The organism is Staphylococcus caprae (assembly GCF_002902725.1).
Taxonomy (GTDB): domain Bacteria; phylum Bacillota; class Bacilli; order Staphylococcales; family Staphylococcaceae; genus Staphylococcus; species Staphylococcus caprae.
In genome coordinates, this window is record NZ_PPRT01000002.1 from 26,920 (window position 1) to 44,794 (window position 17,875).

Sequence of the window (17,875 nt, forward strand, 5' to 3'; positions counted from 1 at the left end):
AAAAAAAGACCACATCCCCGACAAGGGACGTGGTCTACGCGTTGCCACCCTATTTAACAATTTAAAATAAATCGTCATATCGATTACCTTAAATTGCACTTAACTAAAATAACGGTTATTACCGATTGCTCTCATATAGTAGGTAGATTCACATGAATAGCGATTACTTGTTCTCACTTACCACAAGCTCTCTGAAATCGCGTGATTAATGCTACTTGGCCTACGAACAATGTTTTATTAAGTTATTTTTAATATAGCAAAGTCTTTTGAACTTTTCAAGTAATTGTAAAATTATGATAATTAATTTGAAATTATGCGTTATTGTACGCATCATCTCTAAGATATTGTGCAACTGCTTCGATATCTTTATGAAATTGGCGATCTTGTATGATAGACGGCACAATTTTACGATATTCTTCATATTTCTCACGTGTTTTTGATGAAAGCTTATCCACACCTTTATATTCAACTACTTGTAAGGCAATCACGCATTCAATTGCAATGACACGTCGTGCATTTTCAATCATTTGGTAACCATGTCTTGAAGCAATTGTTCCCATTGATACGTGATCTTCTTGGTTAGCTGAAGACGGTATAGAATCGACACTCGCTGGGTGGGCGAGGGTTTTATTTTCAGAAACGAGACTAGCTGCAGCATATTGCATAATCATCGCACCACTTTGTAAACCTGGCTCTGGACTTAAAAATGCTGGCAAATCACCATTCAATTGTGGATTAATCAAACGTTCTAAACGACGCTCAGCAACGTTTGCTAACTCACTGACACCCAATTTCAAATGATCTAATGCGAGGGCGACAGGTTGACCATGGAAATTACCACCTGAAATGACTAATGTCTCGTCATCTTCATCGAAAATGAGTGGATTATCATTCGCAGCGTTCATTTCAAATTCCAATTTCTCTCTTACATAATTGAAAACTTGGAAGCTTGCACCATGAATTTGTGGAATACAGCGTAAACTATATGCATCTTGAACACGTAATTCCGCTTGGCGTGTTGTGAGTTGTGAATCTTCAAGCCAATGTCGCATACGTGCCGCCACATCAACTTGCTCTTGAATATTACGTACTTTATGGACGTTGTGGTTATAAGCGTCAGTGATTCCGTTTAAAGCTTGATGTGTAAGTGACGCAATCCATTCAACTTGATAGCCTAAGTCTTCCGCTTCAATGTAATTGATAACGCCTTGTGCTGTCATGGCTTGTGTACCATTGATAAGTGCCAAGCCTTCTTTCGCTTGTAGCTTTAATGGCTGACGTCCTAATTCATTTAATACGTGGCGACTATCGACTTGTTCATTTTCATAATAAACATCCCCTTCACCGATAAGCGCAAGCACTAAATGGGATAATGGCGCCAAATCACCGGAAGCTCCTAATGACCCTTGTTGCGGGATGACCGGAATAATGCGCTCATTAATAAAGAACTTCAATTGATCTACTAATTCTAAAGTTACTCCTGAGTGGCCTTTCAATAATGTATTTAAACGTAGTACCATCATTACTAATGCCACTTCTTCTGAAAATGGTTTCCCAATACCACATGCATGGGAACGAATGAGGTTAACTTGTAATTCATTGTATTGACTTGGATCGATTAATACATCACTAAATAAACCGAAGCCTGTAGTAATACCATAAATCGTTTCTTTGTTCTCTATAATGCGTTCAACAACTTGGCGACTCTTCTTCACACGTTCAATGGCATCTTCTGAAATATCAATTTGTAAATCTTGATTTAGAAGTTTCTTAATTTCTTTAATCGTTAATGATTCCCCGTTTAAGAATAATGTCATTTGAACAACCCCTTTGTTTAAATTTTAGCTCCATTATAGGAAAGTATACGTTTTCATTTTTGTAATCACAACACTTTTTGAAATTTTTATAATGCATTATCAATTTAATATTTTAATTAGTTAAAGTATCTGGGTGCCTCATTTTTATTTTTTAAAGAAAATTGGATTATGACATTTTTAGATTTTAAACAGAGGGATGACTTCGTTTTTTAAATTCTGAAATACCTATTGACGAAAGTGATTTACAGGTATAGTATTTTCTATTGTATTTAAAAGAGAATGAGCAATTTTAATGGGTCTTCAACTTCTTGAAAATAACTGTACACATCGCGTTATAAAGTGATTTTAAGACGGTAGGGCGTCTTGTGTATGGTAAACGGGAAGTAACTTTTTAATGGAGGTTATGTCATTATGGAAACGTTAGATTCTGTTAATATTCCTATAAGAAAAGACGAAACACATAAAGGCGATTACGGTAAAATCTTGTTAATCGGCGGTTCTGCTAATATGGGCGGAGCAATCATGCTTGCTGCACGTGCATGTGTATATAGTGGAAGTGGTCTAATAACTGTTGCAACACATCCTACCAATCACGCAGCGTTACATTCTCGTTGTCCAGAAGCGATGGTCATTGATATCAATGATACGAAAATGTTAACGAAAATGATTGAAGCCACAGATAGTATCTTGATTGGTCCTGGTCTTGGTGTTGATTTCAAAGGTAATAATGCGATTACTTTCTTACTTCAAAATATTCAACCACATCAAAATCTCATTGTAGATGGCGATGCGATTACAATATTTAGTAAATTGAAACCACAAATTCCAACGTGTCGTGTTATTTTCACGCCACATCAAAAAGAATGGGAACGTTTAAGTGGTATTCCAATAGAAGAACAAACGTATGAACGTAATATAGAGGCGGTTAACCGTCTTGGTGCTACAGTAGTTTTAAAGCAACATGGTACTGAGATTTACTTTAAAGATGATGCTTATAAATTAGCTATAGGTACACCAGCAATGGCTACTGGTGGTATGGGTGATACGCTTGCCGGCATGATTACGAGCTTTGTCGGTCAATTCGATAGTTTGAAAGACGCTGTTACAAGTGCCACTTACATTCATAGTTATATCGGAGAGAAATTATCTGATACTATGTACGTCGTGCCACCTTCTCGTTTAATTAGCGAGATTCCATACGTTATGAAACAATTAGAAGGTTAGTCAAATCTTATATTGCTATAAAAAAATCAGGTTCTTACTCTATATAGAGCGAGAACCTGATTTTTTCATATATTATTATTCATTGTCGTCTTCGTTATCTGAAGCACTTTCAATATCTTCATTTACACGATCCATAAAGTCTTGACGCACATCGATTCTATCATCGTTGTCATCTGTTTCAACTTCGGATGTCTCTTCTTCTACTTCTGTATGAATCGCATTACCTGGTGTTTGGTCATCTACAACTTCTTCCGTTGCTGTTTCAGAAGATGTTGTTTCATCTGAGTCCTCATTGTCCTCATCATTTTCATCTTCTTCTTTGACTTTAGCAACTGTTGAAACAAATTGACCTTCGCCTAATTTCATCAAGCGTACACCTTGAGCGGCACGACCATTTTGAGAAATATCTTCCACATCAAGACGAATGATAACACCTGCGTTTGTTACAACCATTAAGTCTTCTTCACCTGTCACTGTAGTGATACATACGATATTACCATTACGTTCAGTAATTGTTGCTGTTTTAATACCTTTACCGCCACGATTTGATAATCTGTATTCACTTACTGGTGTACGTTTACCGTAACCATTTTCAGTAACAACTAAGACTTCATCTTCACTTTCTGCATGAGCCACATCCAGTCCTACAACTACGTCGCCTTCACGTAATGTAATACCTTTCACGCCGGCAGCAGTACGACCTAAAGGACGCAATGCTGATTCAGGGAAACGAATTAATGATGCATGAGACGTACCGATTAGGATATCTTCATTACCTGTAGTTAAACGAACCGCAATCAATTCATCGTCTTCTTTAAAGCTGATTGCAATCTTACCGTTCTTATTAATACGTGAGAAGTTGCTAAGTGCTGAACGTTTAACAATACCACGTTTCGTAGCAAATACAAGATAATCATCTTCACTTTCAAGGTTTCGAACCGCAATCATCGTACTGATTGTTTCATCATTCTCAAGCTCAATGGCATTAACGATTGGAATACCTTTCGATTGACGAGAGAGCTCAGGCACTTCGTAACCTTTAAGTTTATACACACGACCTTTATTCGTGAAGAATAAAACATTATCATGTGTGCTTAAAGTAACTAACTGACTCACAAAGTCTTCTTCAAGCGTATTCATACCTTGCACACCACGTCCGCCACGGTTTTGTGAACGATATGTAGAAACAGGTAATCGTTTAATGTAATTATTGTGGCTTAATGTAATCACAATTTGTTCTTCAGGGATTAAATCTTCATCTTCTAAATCATCTAATCCACCTAATTGAATTTCAGTACGACGTTCATCTCCGAAGCGTTCTTTAATTTCTGAGAGTTCGTCACGAACTAATTGTAATAATACTTCTTCATCAGCAAGAATTTCTTCTAATTCTTTAATATATTCAAGAAGTTCGTTATATTCTGATTCAATTTTATCGCGTTCCAATCCTGTTAAACGTCTTAAACGCATATCTAAAATCGCTTGCGCTTGACGTTCAGATAGCTTAAAGCGTTCTTGCAAGCTTTCCATTGCGACTTTATCAGTTTCAGATTCACGAATTGTTGTAATAATTTCGTCAATGTGATCTAACGCAATTCGTAAACCTTCTAGAATATGTGCGCGATCTTTGGCCTTTCTTAAATTATATTCAGTGCGTCGTCTTACTACTACTTTCTGATGCTCTAAATAGTGAATTAACGCTTCTTTTAAATTAATTAATTTAGGTCTGCCATTGACTAAGGCAATCATATTCACACCAAATGATGTTTGTAATGGTGTTTGTTTATATAAATTGTTTAGAATTACGCTCGCATTGGCATCTTTACGCACATCAATAACGATTCTAACACCTGTACGTAAACTTGTTTCATCACGTAAATCTGTAATTCCATCAATTTTCTTATCTCTTACAAGTTCTGCGATTTTCTCAATCATACGTGCTTTATTGACTTGGAAAGGTATTTCAGTCACGACGATACGTTGACGTCCGCCACCTCGTTCTTCAATTTCCGCACGTGAACGCATTTGAATTGAACCACGTCCTGTTTCATATGCGCGACGGATGCCACTTTTCCCTAAAATTAAACCTGCAGTTGGGAAGTCTGGACCTTGAATATCTTCCATCAATTCATTAATCGTAATATCTGGATTCTTACTTAAACTTAATACACCGTCAATTACTTCTGTTAAATTGTGAGGAGGAATGTTAGTCGCCATACCTACAGCAATCCCAGCAGCACCGTTCACTAAAAGGTTAGGGAAACGTGCAGGTAAGACTGACGGCTCTCTTTCATTACCATCATAGTTGTCGATAAAATCAATGGTATCTTTATTGATATCACGTAGAAGTTCTAACGTAATCTTAGTCATACGTGCCTCTGTGTAACGCATTGCTGCTGCGCCATCACCATCCATAGAACCAAAGTTACCTTGTCCATCTACAAGAGGGTAACGGTAACTGAAATCTTGGGCCATTCTAACCATCGCTTCGTAGATTGAAGAGTCACCATGTGGGTGATATTTACCCATAACGTCCCCAACGATACGCGCAGATTTCTTATACGGTTTATCTGGTGTCATGCCTTGTTCATTTAGACCATATAAGATACGACGATGTACAGGCTTTAATCCATCTCTAACGTCAGGTAATGCACGAGAAACAATAACACTCATGGCATAGTCTAAGAATGATTCACGCATTTCACTGGTTATATTTCGTTCATTAATTCTTGATTGAGGTAATTCAGCCATCAAGAGATCCTCCTTCAAAAGTTCAGTTCATAGTGCTTAGAAATCTAGGTTGGCGTAAACTGCATTATCTTCGATAAATTGTCTACGATTTTCTACAACGTCACCCATTAACATTTCAAATGTTTGGTCTGCATCAATTGCGTCTTCAAGTCTCACTTGCAACATTGAGCGATGCTCTGGATTCATAGTCGTTTCCCATAATTGATCGGCGTTCATCTCTCCAAGACCTTTGTAACGAGAGATAGACCATTTTGGTGTAGGATTTAATTCCGCTTTAAGTTTATCTAATTCTCTATCGTTGAATACGTAATATTTCTGCTTACCTTGTGTCAATTTATATAAAGGCGGCTGAGCAATGTAGACATATCCCGCTTCAATTAACGGTCTCATGAAACGATAGAAGAATGTAAGTAATAGTGTACGAATATGTGCACCATCGACATCCGCATCTGTCATAATAACAATTTTATGATAACGTGCTTTTGAAATATCGAATTCTCCACCGATACCTGTACCAAACGCAGTAATCATTTGACGGATTTCATTGTTATTTAGAATACGATCTAGACGTGCCTTTTCAACATTTAAGATTTTACCTCTTAACGGTAAAATCGCTTGCGTTCTTGAGTCACGACCTGATTTAGTAGACCCCCCGGCAGAGTCACCCTCTACTAAGAAAATCTCACTTTCATCAGGATTTTTACTAGAACAATCTGCTAATTTACCTGGTAAGCTTGAAACATCTAATGCTGATTTACGACGTGTTACTTCACGTGCTTTTTTAGCTGCAACACGCGCTCTAGATGCCATAATACCCTTTTCAACAATAATACGACCCACAGAAGGATTCTCGTATAAAAAGCGTTCAAAGTGTTCTGAGAATAATTTATCTACAACTTGACGTACTTCAGAGTTACCTAACTTCGTCTTCGTTTGTCCTTCGAATTGAGGGTCACCATGTTTAATTGAGATAATAGCTGTTAAACCTTCACGCGTATCTTCACCTGAAAGTCTATCTTTATCTTCTTTGATGATTTTACTTTGCGTTCCATAACTATTTAATACACGTGTCAATGCACGTTTGAAGCCGTCTTCATGCGTACCGCCTTCGTAAGTGTGGATATTATTTGCGTAAGTTAATAAGTTTGTTGCATAGCCACTGTTATATTGGATGGCAATTTCTACTTCGATATCGTCTTTAGTTTGATGTATGTAGATAGGCTCTTGATGAATCGGTTCTTTGTTCTCATTTAGCAATTCTACATAAGACTTAATACCACCTTCATAGTGATAGGAGTCTTCGCGTACTTCTTCTTCACGCTCATCTCTTAAAGTGATTTGAATACCTTTATTTAAGAATGCAAGTTCACGTATACGTTGTTGTAACGTTTCGTAATTATAAACCGTTGTCTCAGTAAAGATATCGCCGTCAGCTTTAAAGCGGATAGCTGTACCTGTTTGATCCGTTTCACCAATTTCTTTCAAGTCAAATTGAGGTACACCTTTTTTGTAGGCTTGGTGATAAATCGTTTCATTTCGATATACGTATACTTCAAGATCTTGGGAAAGTGCATTAACTACGGATGAACCTACACCATGAAGTCCACCGGATACTTTATATCCGCCACCACCAAATTTACCTCCTGCATGGAGTACAGTTAAGATAACTTCGACAGCAGGACGTCCCATTTTCTCTTGAATATCAACAGGAATTCCACGACCATTGTCAGTAACTTTAATCCAATTGTCTTTCTCAATGATGACCTCTATTTGATCAGCATAACCTGCTAATGCTTCGTCAATACTATTATCAACAATTTCCCATACTAAATGGTGCAATCCTCTTTCGGAAGTTGAACCAATATACATACCTGGTCTTTTACGTACCGCTTCAAGACCTTCTAATACTTGTATCTGTCCAGCACCATAATTATCTGTGTTGTTTACATCTGACAATGTATTCACCATCACTTTCTTGTTACTTTAGTAATTCGCCTTGACTTATACGGTATAACTTAGCGTTATTCATGATTTCATGATCTATACCGTCCACAGACGTTGTAGTTACGAATGTTTGTACTTTATGTTGAATCGTACTTAAGAGATGCGTTTGTCGTGAATCATCAAGTTCACTAAGCACATCGTCTAATAGCAAGATTGGATATTCCCCAACCTCAATATTCATTAATTCAATTTCTGCTAGCTTAATTGACAATGCAGTTGTTCGTTGTTGGCCTTGTGAACCATATATTTGAGCATCCATGCCATTAACATTGAATCCTAAATCATCACGATGTGGTCCGTATAGACACACACCTCTCTCTTTTTCTCGCTTCAAGTTATCGTTCAATAATGTCATCACTTCATCTAGCAATTCTGACTCTTCTTTTTCATAGTCGCTTAACTTTAAGCTAGGTAAATATTTAAGTGCTAATTTCTCGCGCGCATTAGTAATGCCTGAATGAATGGGTTGTGCGAGTTCTTCTAGTTCCTTTATAAAATGCTCACGACGTAACGTAACCTTTAAAGCATATTGAGCAAATTGTTGGTTTAAAACTTCTAACATCGTCGTATCCGTCTTCTGTCCAATTTGTAATTGCTTTAAATAGTTATTCTTTTGTTTAAGAATACGTTGGTATTGAGCTAAATCATTTAAGTAAACGGCTGAAATTTGTCCCAACTCCATATCTATGAAACGACGACGTATTTGCGGAGAACCTTTAACAATATTTAAATCCTCCGGTGCAAAAAGCACGACGTTCAAGTGTCCCACATATTGAGTCAGTCTACTTTGTTCAAGGTGATTCACTTTAACTTGTTTACCTTTTTTAGTTATAAACATTGTAAGTGGCATTGTGCCATGTCTATAACTCAGCTCACCTTCTATTTTAGCATAATCAGAGTTAAAACGTATGAGTTCCTTATCATTGGAAGTACGATGACTTTTAGCAAGTGCTAGAGTATAAATTGATTCAAGTAAATTCGTCTTCCCTTGCGCATTCTCACCTATGAGAATATTCACTTCTGGATGACAATCTAATGTAACCTCTTCATAGTTACGATAATTCTCTAATTGGAGTGTATTGAGTTTCATTGTTCACCTTGATGAATGATTAGAAAAGAACCTGTGTCCTCAGGTAAATCTGTGATATCAATTCTGTCGTTGTGTTCTAATTTCTTACCACGACGCGTTTCACGTTGGCCATTGATTAAAACTTGAAAATCTTGTAGAAACCATTTGGCTTGTCCACCAGATTCAATAATGCCTTCAGTTTTAAGAAATTGGCCTAAAGTAATGTTTCCTTCTACAACAACTTCTTGAACCAAAATGATCACTCCATTTCTTTATATGTCATTAATATATTATACCTTTTTTCGCCTTAGATTTCATGTAAAACAAAGAATGAAATCACTTAACTCGATATATATTTTTATTTCTAAAAAATTACGTTACCTCTCATACATTTTTAGCGGTTTATAAATTAGTGAAATTTTAATTACCTATGCATGTGTATTTTGATTTTTGAGAGGCATTTTACTTAATTTTAACAAATAGGATGATTACCTCTCGAATTTTATTATCGTTTCACAGAACGTCTCTCAGTATCCTTAAAATAAATCTAAACCAACTAAAAAGAGATTGTCACTCGGACAACCTCTACGTTAAATATATAACAGGTTTAGCTTTTCTATAATTATCTCATTCATTATAACAAACTAATATGTTCTGATAGGTAAAATTAATTGTGTTACAGAATCGTCATCTTTTGGTTTTAAAATAAATGGTTTCATCGTTCCAAAGAATTCAACTTCAACTTCATCATTATCGATTGCTTTTAGAGCATCCATCATATATTTAGAGTTGAAAGAAATTTTTAAGTTTCCACCTTCAACATCATTTGCATTAACTTCTTCTTTAACTGTACCAATTTCAGGAGATGTTGAAGATAATTCTACTAATTCATTTCCAGTACTTAGTTTGATGACATTATTTCCACCTTCACGCGCTAATAAAGAAGCACGATCGATTGCATGATAGAAATCACCGTTATTAATTCCTAATTTGATTTCATAGTTTTCTGGGAATAAACGAGTTGTATCAGGATAGTGACCTTCAAGTAAACGTGAAATAAAGTTAACATTTCCAACTCTGAATAGAACTTGGTTAGATGCAAAGAAGATATCAATATCTTCATCACTGTCACTCATAATCTTGTTTAATTCAGATAATGCTTTACCTGGAATGATGACATTTTTGTTTTCTGAAGCATCTTCCAATTGTAACTTTCTTACAGCCAAGCGGTGTGAGTCAGTCGCTGTGCATATTAATTCATTATCTTGTATAAGCCAGTTCACACCTGTTAATACTGGGCGTGTTTCTGAGGTGGACACTGCGAAGTTTGTTTGCGCGATAATGTTTTTTAACACCTTAACTGATAATTGAATGGCATCATCTCTTGATACTTCTGGTAATAGTGGATATTGATCTGGATCTAATCCACTTAAGTTAAATTCAGAATGTCCTGAAGTGATTAACGTTTGGAATTGTTCATTTGTAGATAATTTAACATCTTTACCAGGTAACTTTTTAATAATATCTACGAAGAAACGACCAGGGAGTACAACTGATCCTGTTTCTGAGATATCAACGATGTCTTCACCGTCAATTTGTTTAGGAATTGTAATTTCAATTGAGATTTCTGAATCTGAACCAGTTAAAATCACTTCATTATCTTTAGCATCGATTTTAATACCAGTTAAAATAGGTAGTGTCGTTCTTGGTGAAATTGCTTTAAGTGTGTCATTAAGTTGATTAATAAAATAATCTCTTTTAATTGTGAATTCCATCATTAATTTCTAAACTCCTTCCAGTCGTTTATATATAATTATATAGGTTTTAAATTCATAGTAATAGTAGTAGGGGCTGTGGATTGGTGGATAAGTCCTAAAAAGTTTGTAATCGCCCAGTTATTCACATGTGGATAAACTGTGCACGCTGTGTATTACTTTTAAACATTATCCACAATTTCTCAAATTATTAACCTTAGGCCTCAACCTTTTCAAGAAATTTAATATGCTCTTTTTCGTTGTAATTATTCCCGAAATATATATTTTTAAATCTCTGTCTTAGTAATTTGCTACTTGTCACACTATTTCCCGCTACTGATTTCTAATTTCTTTTTCTAAATTTTCGACTTCTTGTTTAAATGTTGGATCTGCTTTAATGTCATTTACAATTTTTTCGTGTGCGTGAATCACAGTGGTATGATCACGACCACCGAATTCTTCGCCAATTTTTGGTAAAGAAAAATCAGTAAGTTCTCTAGATAAATACATTGCGATTTGACGAGGATACGCAATAGATTTTGTACGCTTTTTAGCGCTGAAATCTTCAATTCGCACACTGTAGTATTGACCTACGACTTTCTGGATATCTTGAATTGTAATTTTTTTAGATTTTGGTGCTTGAATAATATCTTTAAGTGCTTCTGCAGTTAATTCAGTTGTAATAGGTTTACCTTGTAATTTTGAATAAGCTAATAATCTTGTTAACGCGCCTTCAAGTTCACGGATATTGGATTGAATTTGATTAGCGATGTAGTTGAGTGCTTCAGGCGGTATATCAAGATTTTCTTCTTCTATTTTCTTTTGCAAGATTGCCATTCTTGTTTCGTAATCTGGTGGTGTGATATCAACGATGAGTCCCCATTCGAAACGTGAACGTAATCGATCTTCTAATTTAGCTATTTCTTTAGGTGGTCGATCACTTGAAATGACGATTTGCTTGTTATTTTGATGCAATTCATTAAATGTATGGAAGAATTCTTCTTGAGTTTGTTCTTTATTTTGAATGAATTGAATATCATCAATTAGTAACACGTCTATGTTTCGATACTTTTCACGGAAAGCTTCAGTTTCATTATCACGAATTGATTTAATAAATTCGTTAGTGAATTTCTCACTTGATGTATAAATGACTTTCGCATTCGGTTGGTTACTAAGGACATGGTGACCAATTGCATGCATTAAGTGAGTTTTACCTAAACCTACGCCTCCGTATATAAATAGAGGATTGTATGCTTCGGCTGGTGCTTCAGCTACTGCTAAACTTGCTGCGTGTGGGAAGCGGTTCCCCGGTCCAATTACGAAAGTATCGAATGTGTTATGCGTATTAAATTGTTCTTTTCCCCAATTATTTTCATCATGGGTTGGAGTAGCAGTTTGAGGTTCTTGAGTTGCGTGAGATGTCGCATTACTGTAGTTAGCAAGCTCATCTTCTGTAATAAAATGGGGTTTCACTTCATAACCAATGACATCATATATAATAGCCTGCATAATTTCGGAGTATCTTTGATTTAGCCAACTCGCATTAAATGGCAGACTTGTTAAAATAATGGCTTCGTCATTTTTAAGTGAGTAGAGTTGCGTATCTTTGATAAACGTATGATAGCTGGTATGTGAAATTCTTTCTTGGGCAATGTCTAAAACTTTGTCCCAAATTTCCTTCTCTGACATAAATAACTCCATCTTTCTTAAAATTTTAGACTTATACACAGAAATAACACCGGTGGATAAAAATAATCACAGCATGTTAATAATTATCCACAAGTTAATCACAGATAGTGGATAACTAATACAATACTATGATTTATTCACAGTGTTTATGTATATAAATTTGATAAATAAATCCTTATAAAATCACAATTTGAACGACTTATCCACATAATTATACTTTTTAACTTCGACAGATGTCAAATGGGTGTGAATATGTTTCTAAAAAATGTATAACCGTGTGAATGAAGAATACTTTATCCACAGAAAATACTAACATTTTTGTGAATAAGTGGATAACTTTATAAATTCTTCATCTTCTCTTAATAATCGCTTGGGAAATAATTTATAATACATGTATGAAAAATGTATAATGCGGAAAATGAGAGTCATATTTTGACTGCTATCTATTTAAAATCACATAATGTAGGTGAAAGTTATGCGATACGTCATAAAATCATCTTGCTTTATAAAAGGGATTTTGTTATATTGTAGTAGTTGCTTGAATTATGACTAGATAATAATGAGCTAAATAAAATATTTATTTATAGCAGACACAATAAGAGAGCAATTGCTCAAAAAGTATCTCAGTACTATAGGCTGTGCATACTTTGATAATTTATCTATGTATATGAGCCAGTTTCTAGGTATGAAATTGGAGATATTAGATAATTGAATACAGATGGAGGTGTTTTGCATGGTAAAACGTACTTATCAACCAAATAAACGTAAACATAGTAAAGTTCATGGTTTCAGAAAACGCATGAGCACTAAAAATGGCCGTAAAGTTTTAGCGCGCCGTCGTCGTAAAGGCCGTAAAGTTTTATCAGCATAAGATCACTGACTCATCAGTGGTCTTTTTTTTCGTTTTAATATAGTGAAAGATTCATTTGAAATAAAAATATTCATATAATGGATAATTGAATAAGCGAGTGATGTTATGTGGAAAAAGCATATCGTATAAAGAAGAATTCAGATTTCCAAACGATATATAAAAAGGGAAAATCTGTCGCAAATAGACAATTTGTTGTATACACCTATAATAATAGTGAAAATAAACATTTTCGATTAGGCATTAGTGTTTCAAAAAAATTAGGAAATGCTGTAACAAGAAATAGAATTAAAAGAGCGATTAGAGAAAATTTTAAAGTGCATAAAGAAGATATTATTGCTAGAGACATTATTGTGATTGCTAGGCAACCTGCAAAAGATATGACAACACTTGAAATACAAGGTAGCTTAGAACATGTCCTTAAAATAGCAAAAGTCTTCAATAAAAAGATTAAATAGGGTAGGGGACGGGTTTGTCAACACAGACCGAAGTCTTACCGCAGACAAACGTAAGACTAACCTAAAGTGATGTTTAAACAGTATATTAGCTTTTTATAATGAAACAATTTACAATGTTATAATGAATTTTTACTTGAATAAGGAGGCGAGACTCTTATGGATTTTGATACGATTACAAGTATTTCAACTCCTATGGGTGAAGGAGCTATTGGCATCGTACGCCTTTCAGGTCCACAAGCAATTGAAATTGGAGACACCCTTTATAAAGGAAAGAAAAAATTAGCAGAAGTGGATACACATACGATTAATTATGGGCACATTGTTGATCCTGAAACGAATGAAACAGTAGAAGAAGTAATGATTTCAGTATTACGTGCACCTAAAACATTTACTAGAGAAGATATTATTGAAATCAATTGTCATGGTGGTATCTTAACGATTAATCGTATTTTAGAACTAACGATGACATATGGTGCAAGAATGGCAGAACCTGGTGAATATACGAAGCGTGCATTCTTAAATGGTCGTATTGACTTATCACAAGCAGAGGCTGTCATGGATTTTATTCGTTCTAAAACAGACCGTGCATCTAAAGTAGCAATGAATCAAATTGAAGGTCGTTTAAGTGATTTAATCAAGGGTCAACGACAATCCATATTAGAGATTCTCGCTCAAGTCGAAGTAAATATTGATTATCCAGAGTACGATGATGTTGAAGATGCGACAACTGAGTTTCTACTCGAACAGTCTAAGAATATTAAAGAAGAAATTAATCGACTGTTAGAAACAGGCACGCAAGGTAAGATTATGCGTGAAGGGCTATCTACTGTCATCGTTGGTCGTCCTAACGTAGGTAAATCTTCAATGTTGAATAATCTTATTCAAGATAACAAAGCAATCGTTACTGAAGTAGCTGGTACGACAAGAGACGTGCTTGAAGAATATGTCAATGTAAGAGGGGTACCACTTAGATTAGTCGATACGGCAGGTATTCGTGACACAGAAGATATTGTTGAAAAAATCGGTGTCGAACGCTCACGTAAAGCATTAAGTGAAGCGGATTTAATACTATTTGTATTGAATAATAACGAACCTCTTACAGAGGATGATCAAACATTATATGAAGTGATTAAAAATGAAGATGTTATAGTCATTATTAATAAAACAGATTTAGAACAACGTTTAGATATGAATGAAGTAAAAGAAATGATTGGCGATATGCCATTAATTCAAACGTCTATGCTTAAACAAGAAGGTATAGATGAATTAGAAATTCAAATTCGAGATTTATTCTTTGGCGGAGAAGTACAAAATCAAGATATGACTTATGTGTCTAATTCGCGTCACATTTCGTTGCTAAAACAAGCGAGACATTCAATTCAAGATGCTATTGATGCAGCTGAATCAGGTGTACCTATGGATATGGTTCAAATTGATTTGACACGTACTTGGGAAATACTTGGTGAAATCATTGGAGAATCAGCTAGTGATGAACTCATTGATCAGTTGTTTAGTCAATTCTGCTTAGGTAAATAATGATGTGAGAAACGTGATAAATAAGACGGTAGGAAGTCTTCATTTTCAAGGAAATAAGGATACAGAATACGAGGAGGTAAAAAAGTGGTTCAAGAATATGATGTAATTGTCATCGGTGCTGGGCATGCAGGTATCGAAGCAGGTTTAGCTTCGGCAAGACGTGGTGCGAAGACGTTAATGTTAACAATTAATTTAGATAATATCGCATTTATGCCATGTAACCCATCCGTGGGCGGACCTGCTAAAGGTATCGTTGTACGTGAAATTGATGCGTTAGGTGGACAAATGGCGAAGACGATTGATAAGACACATATCCAAATGCGTATGTTGAATACTGGTAAAGGGCCAGCTGTCAGAGCATTGCGTGCACAAGCGGATAAAGTGTTATATCAACAAGAGATGAAACGTGTGATTGAGGACGAAGATAACTTAGATATTATGCAAGGCATGGTGGACGAGTTAATTATTGAAGATAATGAAGTTAAAGGTGTACGTACAAACATTGGAACGGAATACCGTGCTAAAGCCGTGGTTATCACAACAGGTACATTCCTACGCGGAGAAATCATCTTAGGAAATATGAAATATTCAAGTGGTCCAAACCATCAATTACCATCAATTACATTGGCAGATAACTTGAGAGAACTTGGCTTTGATGTAGTCAGATTTAAGACAGGTACTCCTCCACGTGTGAACGCGAAAACGATTGATTATTCTAAAACTGAAATCCAACCTGGTGATGATGTAGGTCGTGCGTTTAGTTATGAAACGACTGAGTATATTCTAGATCAGCTACCTTGTTGGTTAACATATACGAATGGCGAAACGCATAAAGTGATTGATGACAATCTTCATTTATCTGCGATGTATTCAGGAATGATTAAAGGTACTGGACCTAGATATTGTCCTTCAATTGAAGACAAATTTGTTCGCTTTAACGATAAACCTAGACACCAACTTTTCCTAGAACCTGAAGGACGCAATACGAATGAGGTGTATGTGCAAGGGTTATCTACAAGTCTTCCTGAACATGTTCAACGTCAAATGTTAGAGACAATTCCAGGTCTCGAAAAGGCTGACATGATGCGCGCAGGCTATGCAATTGAATATGATGCGATTGTGCCTACGCAATTATGGCCAACACTTGAGACGAAAGCAATTAAAAATCTATATACTGCAGGTCAAATCAATGGTACATCAGGTTACGAAGAAGCAGCTGGACAAGGTATTGTGGCAGGTATTAATGCAGCAGGTAATGTATTAGGTACTGGAGAGAAAATCTTAAGTCGTTCGGATGCATACATTGGTGTGTTAATCGATGACTTAGTGACTAAAGGTACGAATGAACCATATCGATTATTGACTTCTCGTGCTGAATATCGTTTATTATTACGTCATGATAATGCAGATTTACGTTTAACTGATGTAGGTTATGAATTAGGTATGATTTCTGAAGAACGTTATGCGCGCTTTAATGAGAAACGTCAACAAATTCAAGATGAAATTCAACGTTTAACAGATATTCGTATTAAACCGAATGATCATACACAATCAGTGATTGAATCTAAAGGCGGTTCACGCTTGAAAGATGGTATCTTAGCCATTGATTTATTACGCCGTCCAGAAATGACTTATGACACAATTCTAGAAATCTTAGAAGAAGAACATCGCTTACCAGAAGCGGTTGAAGAACAAGTTGAAATTCAAACGAAATATGAAGGTTATATCAACAAATCTTTACAACAAGTTGAAAAAGTTAAACGCATGGAAGAGAAGAAAATTCCTGAAGACTTGGATTACAGTAAAGTAGATAGTTTAGCTTCTGAAGCTAGAGAAAAATTAGCAGAAGTCAAACCTTTAAACATTGCTCAAGCATCTCGTATTTCAGGTGTAAATCCAGCTGATATTTCAATCTTACTTGTTTATTTAGAACAAGGAAAACTTCAAAGGGTGAATCAATCATGAGTGTAGAATGGCTATCTGAGAAATTAAGTGAACATGGTATCGAATTGTCTCAAACGCAAAAAGAACAATTCCAAACGTACTATCAATTACTTGTTGAGTGGAATGAAAAGATGAACTTAACAAGTATTACAGAAGAACATGATGTATACTTAAAACACTTCTATGATTCAATTACACCTAGTTTCTATTATGATTTCGATGGAGATAAGAGTATTTGCGATGTTGGAGCTGGTGCAGGCTTCCCAAGTATTCCTTTGAAAATTGTTTTTCCTGAATTAAAGGTAACGATTGTGGATTCATTGAATAAACGAATTCAGTTTCTCAATCATTTAGCTGCTGAGCTCGGTCTCCAAGATGTAAGTTTTGTACATGATCGTGCGGAATCATATGGCAAGGGAGACTACAGGGAGTCTTATGATATTGTTACAGCTCGTGCCGTTGCACGTCTCACAGTATTAAGTGAATTGTGCTTACCTTTAGTTAAAAAAGGTGGACAATTCATCGCACTTAAATCTTCAAAAGGTGAAGAAGAATTGCAAGAAGCGAAGTTTGCTATTAATATTTTAGGTGGAAATGTGAGAGAAACATATACATTTGAATTACCTGAAGATGCTGGCGAAAGACAAATGATTGTGATTGATAAACGTAGACAGACTTCTAAGAAATATCCTAGAAAACCAGGTACGCCAAATAAATCTCCACTACTTGAAAGTTAAGATTTAACATCATTCATATACAAA

13 protein-coding genes and 1 other annotated feature are annotated in these 17,875 nt (G+C 35.5%); of the genes, 6 read left to right on the forward strand and 7 right to left on the reverse strand.

Annotation, left to right across the window (positions count from 1 at the left end; all coding sequences use genetic code 11):
- Positions 1-20: 20 nt before the first annotated feature.
- Positions 21-235, reverse strand: a binding site (T-box leader).
- A 76-nt stretch (positions 236-311) separates the two neighbouring features.
- On the reverse strand, positions 312-1,817 hold the full coding sequence (gene hutH / locus CD155_RS00470) for a histidine ammonia-lyase (protein WP_103212237.1): 1,506 nt from the start codon (positions 1,815-1,817) through the stop codon (positions 312-314).
- Positions 1,818-2,228: 411 nt separating this feature from the next.
- Here hutH and CD155_RS00475 point away from each other — a divergent pair, with 411 nt between their 5' ends.
- A complete protein-coding gene (locus CD155_RS00475; RefSeq protein ID WP_002445041.1) occupies positions 2,229-3,041 on the forward strand; it encodes an NAD(P)H-hydrate dehydratase in 813 nt (270 codons plus the stop codon).
- Between the two features lie 75 nt (positions 3,042-3,116).
- On the opposite strand, the gene gyrA is transcribed toward CD155_RS00475, so the two are convergent.
- The 6 genes from gyrA to dnaA form a co-directional block, all read right to left on the reverse strand.
- Positions 3,117-5,792 (reverse strand): DNA gyrase subunit A, encoded by a 2,676-nt coding sequence (gyrA, locus tag CD155_RS00480; protein ID WP_103212238.1) that lies wholly within the window; start codon positions 5,790-5,792, stop codon positions 3,117-3,119.
- 36 nt (positions 5,793-5,828) lie between these two features.
- Positions 5,829-7,760, reverse strand: coding sequence for a DNA topoisomerase (ATP-hydrolyzing) subunit B (gyrB, locus tag CD155_RS00485; protein WP_002445044.1), 1,932 nt, complete (start codon positions 7,758-7,760; stop codon positions 5,829-5,831).
- A gap of 10 nt (positions 7,761-7,770) precedes the next feature.
- The gene (gene recF / locus CD155_RS00490) at positions 7,771-8,886 is read right to left on the reverse strand and encodes a DNA replication/repair protein RecF (RefSeq protein ID WP_044466539.1); all 1,116 of its coding nucleotides are present in this window, start codon (positions 8,884-8,886) and stop codon (positions 7,771-7,773) included.
- Positions 8,883-9,128: a S4 domain-containing protein YaaA gene (yaaA, locus tag CD155_RS00495; RefSeq protein ID WP_002445048.1), complete on the reverse strand. Its 246-nt coding sequence runs from the start codon at positions 9,126-9,128 to the stop codon at positions 8,883-8,885. Before yaaA ends, recF begins: the two co-directional genes overlap by 4 nt.
- A gap of 381 nt (positions 9,129-9,509) precedes the next feature.
- Complete coding sequence (gene dnaN / locus CD155_RS00500; RefSeq protein WP_044466540.1) at positions 9,510-10,643, reverse strand: DNA polymerase III subunit beta; 1,134 nt, start codon at positions 10,641-10,643, stop codon at positions 9,510-9,512.
- A gap of 309 nt (positions 10,644-10,952) precedes the next feature.
- Positions 10,953-12,308: a chromosomal replication initiator protein DnaA gene (dnaA, locus tag CD155_RS00505; RefSeq protein WP_103212239.1), complete on the reverse strand. Its 1,356-nt coding sequence runs from the start codon at positions 12,306-12,308 to the stop codon at positions 10,953-10,955.
- A gap of 733 nt (positions 12,309-13,041) precedes the next feature.
- Here dnaA and rpmH point away from each other — a divergent pair.
- The 5 genes from rpmH (at position 13,042) to rsmG (ending at position 17,851) form a co-directional block, all read left to right on the forward strand.
- Positions 13,042-13,179, forward strand: a complete 138-nt coding sequence (rpmH, locus tag CD155_RS00510; protein WP_000240855.1) for a 50S ribosomal protein L34 — start codon at positions 13,042-13,044, stop codon at positions 13,177-13,179.
- 107 nt (positions 13,180-13,286) lie between these two features.
- Positions 13,287-13,634 carry a ribonuclease P protein component gene (rnpA, locus tag CD155_RS00515; RefSeq protein WP_070830586.1) on the forward strand — a complete coding sequence of 116 codons (348 nt, stop codon included), beginning with the start codon at positions 13,287-13,289 and terminating at the stop codon, positions 13,632-13,634.
- Between the two features lie 156 nt (positions 13,635-13,790).
- Positions 13,791-15,170, forward strand: coding sequence for a tRNA uridine-5-carboxymethylaminomethyl(34) synthesis GTPase MnmE (gene mnmE, locus CD155_RS00520; RefSeq protein ID WP_044466543.1), 1,380 nt, complete (start codon positions 13,791-13,793; stop codon positions 15,168-15,170).
- 84 nt (positions 15,171-15,254) lie between these two features.
- The gene (gene mnmG, locus CD155_RS00525; protein WP_103212240.1) at positions 15,255-17,135 is read left to right on the forward strand and encodes a tRNA uridine-5-carboxymethylaminomethyl(34) synthesis enzyme MnmG; all 1,881 of its coding nucleotides are present in this window, start codon (positions 15,255-15,257) and stop codon (positions 17,133-17,135) included.
- Complete coding sequence (gene rsmG, locus CD155_RS00530) at positions 17,132-17,851, forward strand: 16S rRNA (guanine(527)-N(7))-methyltransferase RsmG (protein WP_070871534.1); 720 nt, start codon at positions 17,132-17,134, stop codon at positions 17,849-17,851. Before mnmG ends, rsmG begins: the two co-directional genes overlap by 4 nt.
- Positions 17,852-17,875 lie beyond the last annotated feature (24 nt).

Bases quoted from the DNA above. Each gene is read 5' to 3' on its own strand.
- gyrA (WP_103212238.1), bottom strand. From the start codon at position 5,792: ATGGCTGAATTACCTCAATCAAGAATTAATGAACGAAATATAACCAGT.
- rpmH (WP_000240855.1), top strand. From the start codon at position 13,042: ATGGTAAAACGTACTTATCAACCAAATAAACGTAAACATAGTAAAGTT.
- mnmE (WP_044466543.1), top strand. From the start codon at position 13,791: ATGGATTTTGATACGATTACAAGTATTTCAACTCCTATGGGTGAAGGA.
- dnaN (WP_044466540.1), bottom strand. From the start codon at position 10,643: ATGATGGAATTCACAATTAAAAGAGATTATTTTATTAATCAACTTAAT.
- gyrB (WP_002445044.1), bottom strand. From the start codon at position 7,760: ATGGTGAATACATTGTCAGATGTAAACAACACAGATAATTATGGTGCT.
- CD155_RS00475 (WP_002445041.1), top strand. From the start codon at position 2,229: ATGGAAACGTTAGATTCTGTTAATATTCCTATAAGAAAAGACGAAACA.
- rsmG (WP_070871534.1), top strand. From the start codon at position 17,132: ATGAGTGTAGAATGGCTATCTGAGAAATTAAGTGAACATGGTATCGAA.
- recF (WP_044466539.1), bottom strand. From the start codon at position 8,886: ATGAAACTCAATACACTCCAATTAGAGAATTATCGTAACTATGAAGAG.
- hutH (WP_103212237.1), bottom strand. From the start codon at position 1,817: ATGACATTATTCTTAAACGGGGAATCATTAACGATTAAAGAAATTAAG.
- dnaA (WP_103212239.1), bottom strand. From the start codon at position 12,308: ATGTCAGAGAAGGAAATTTGGGACAAAGTTTTAGACATTGCCCAAGAA.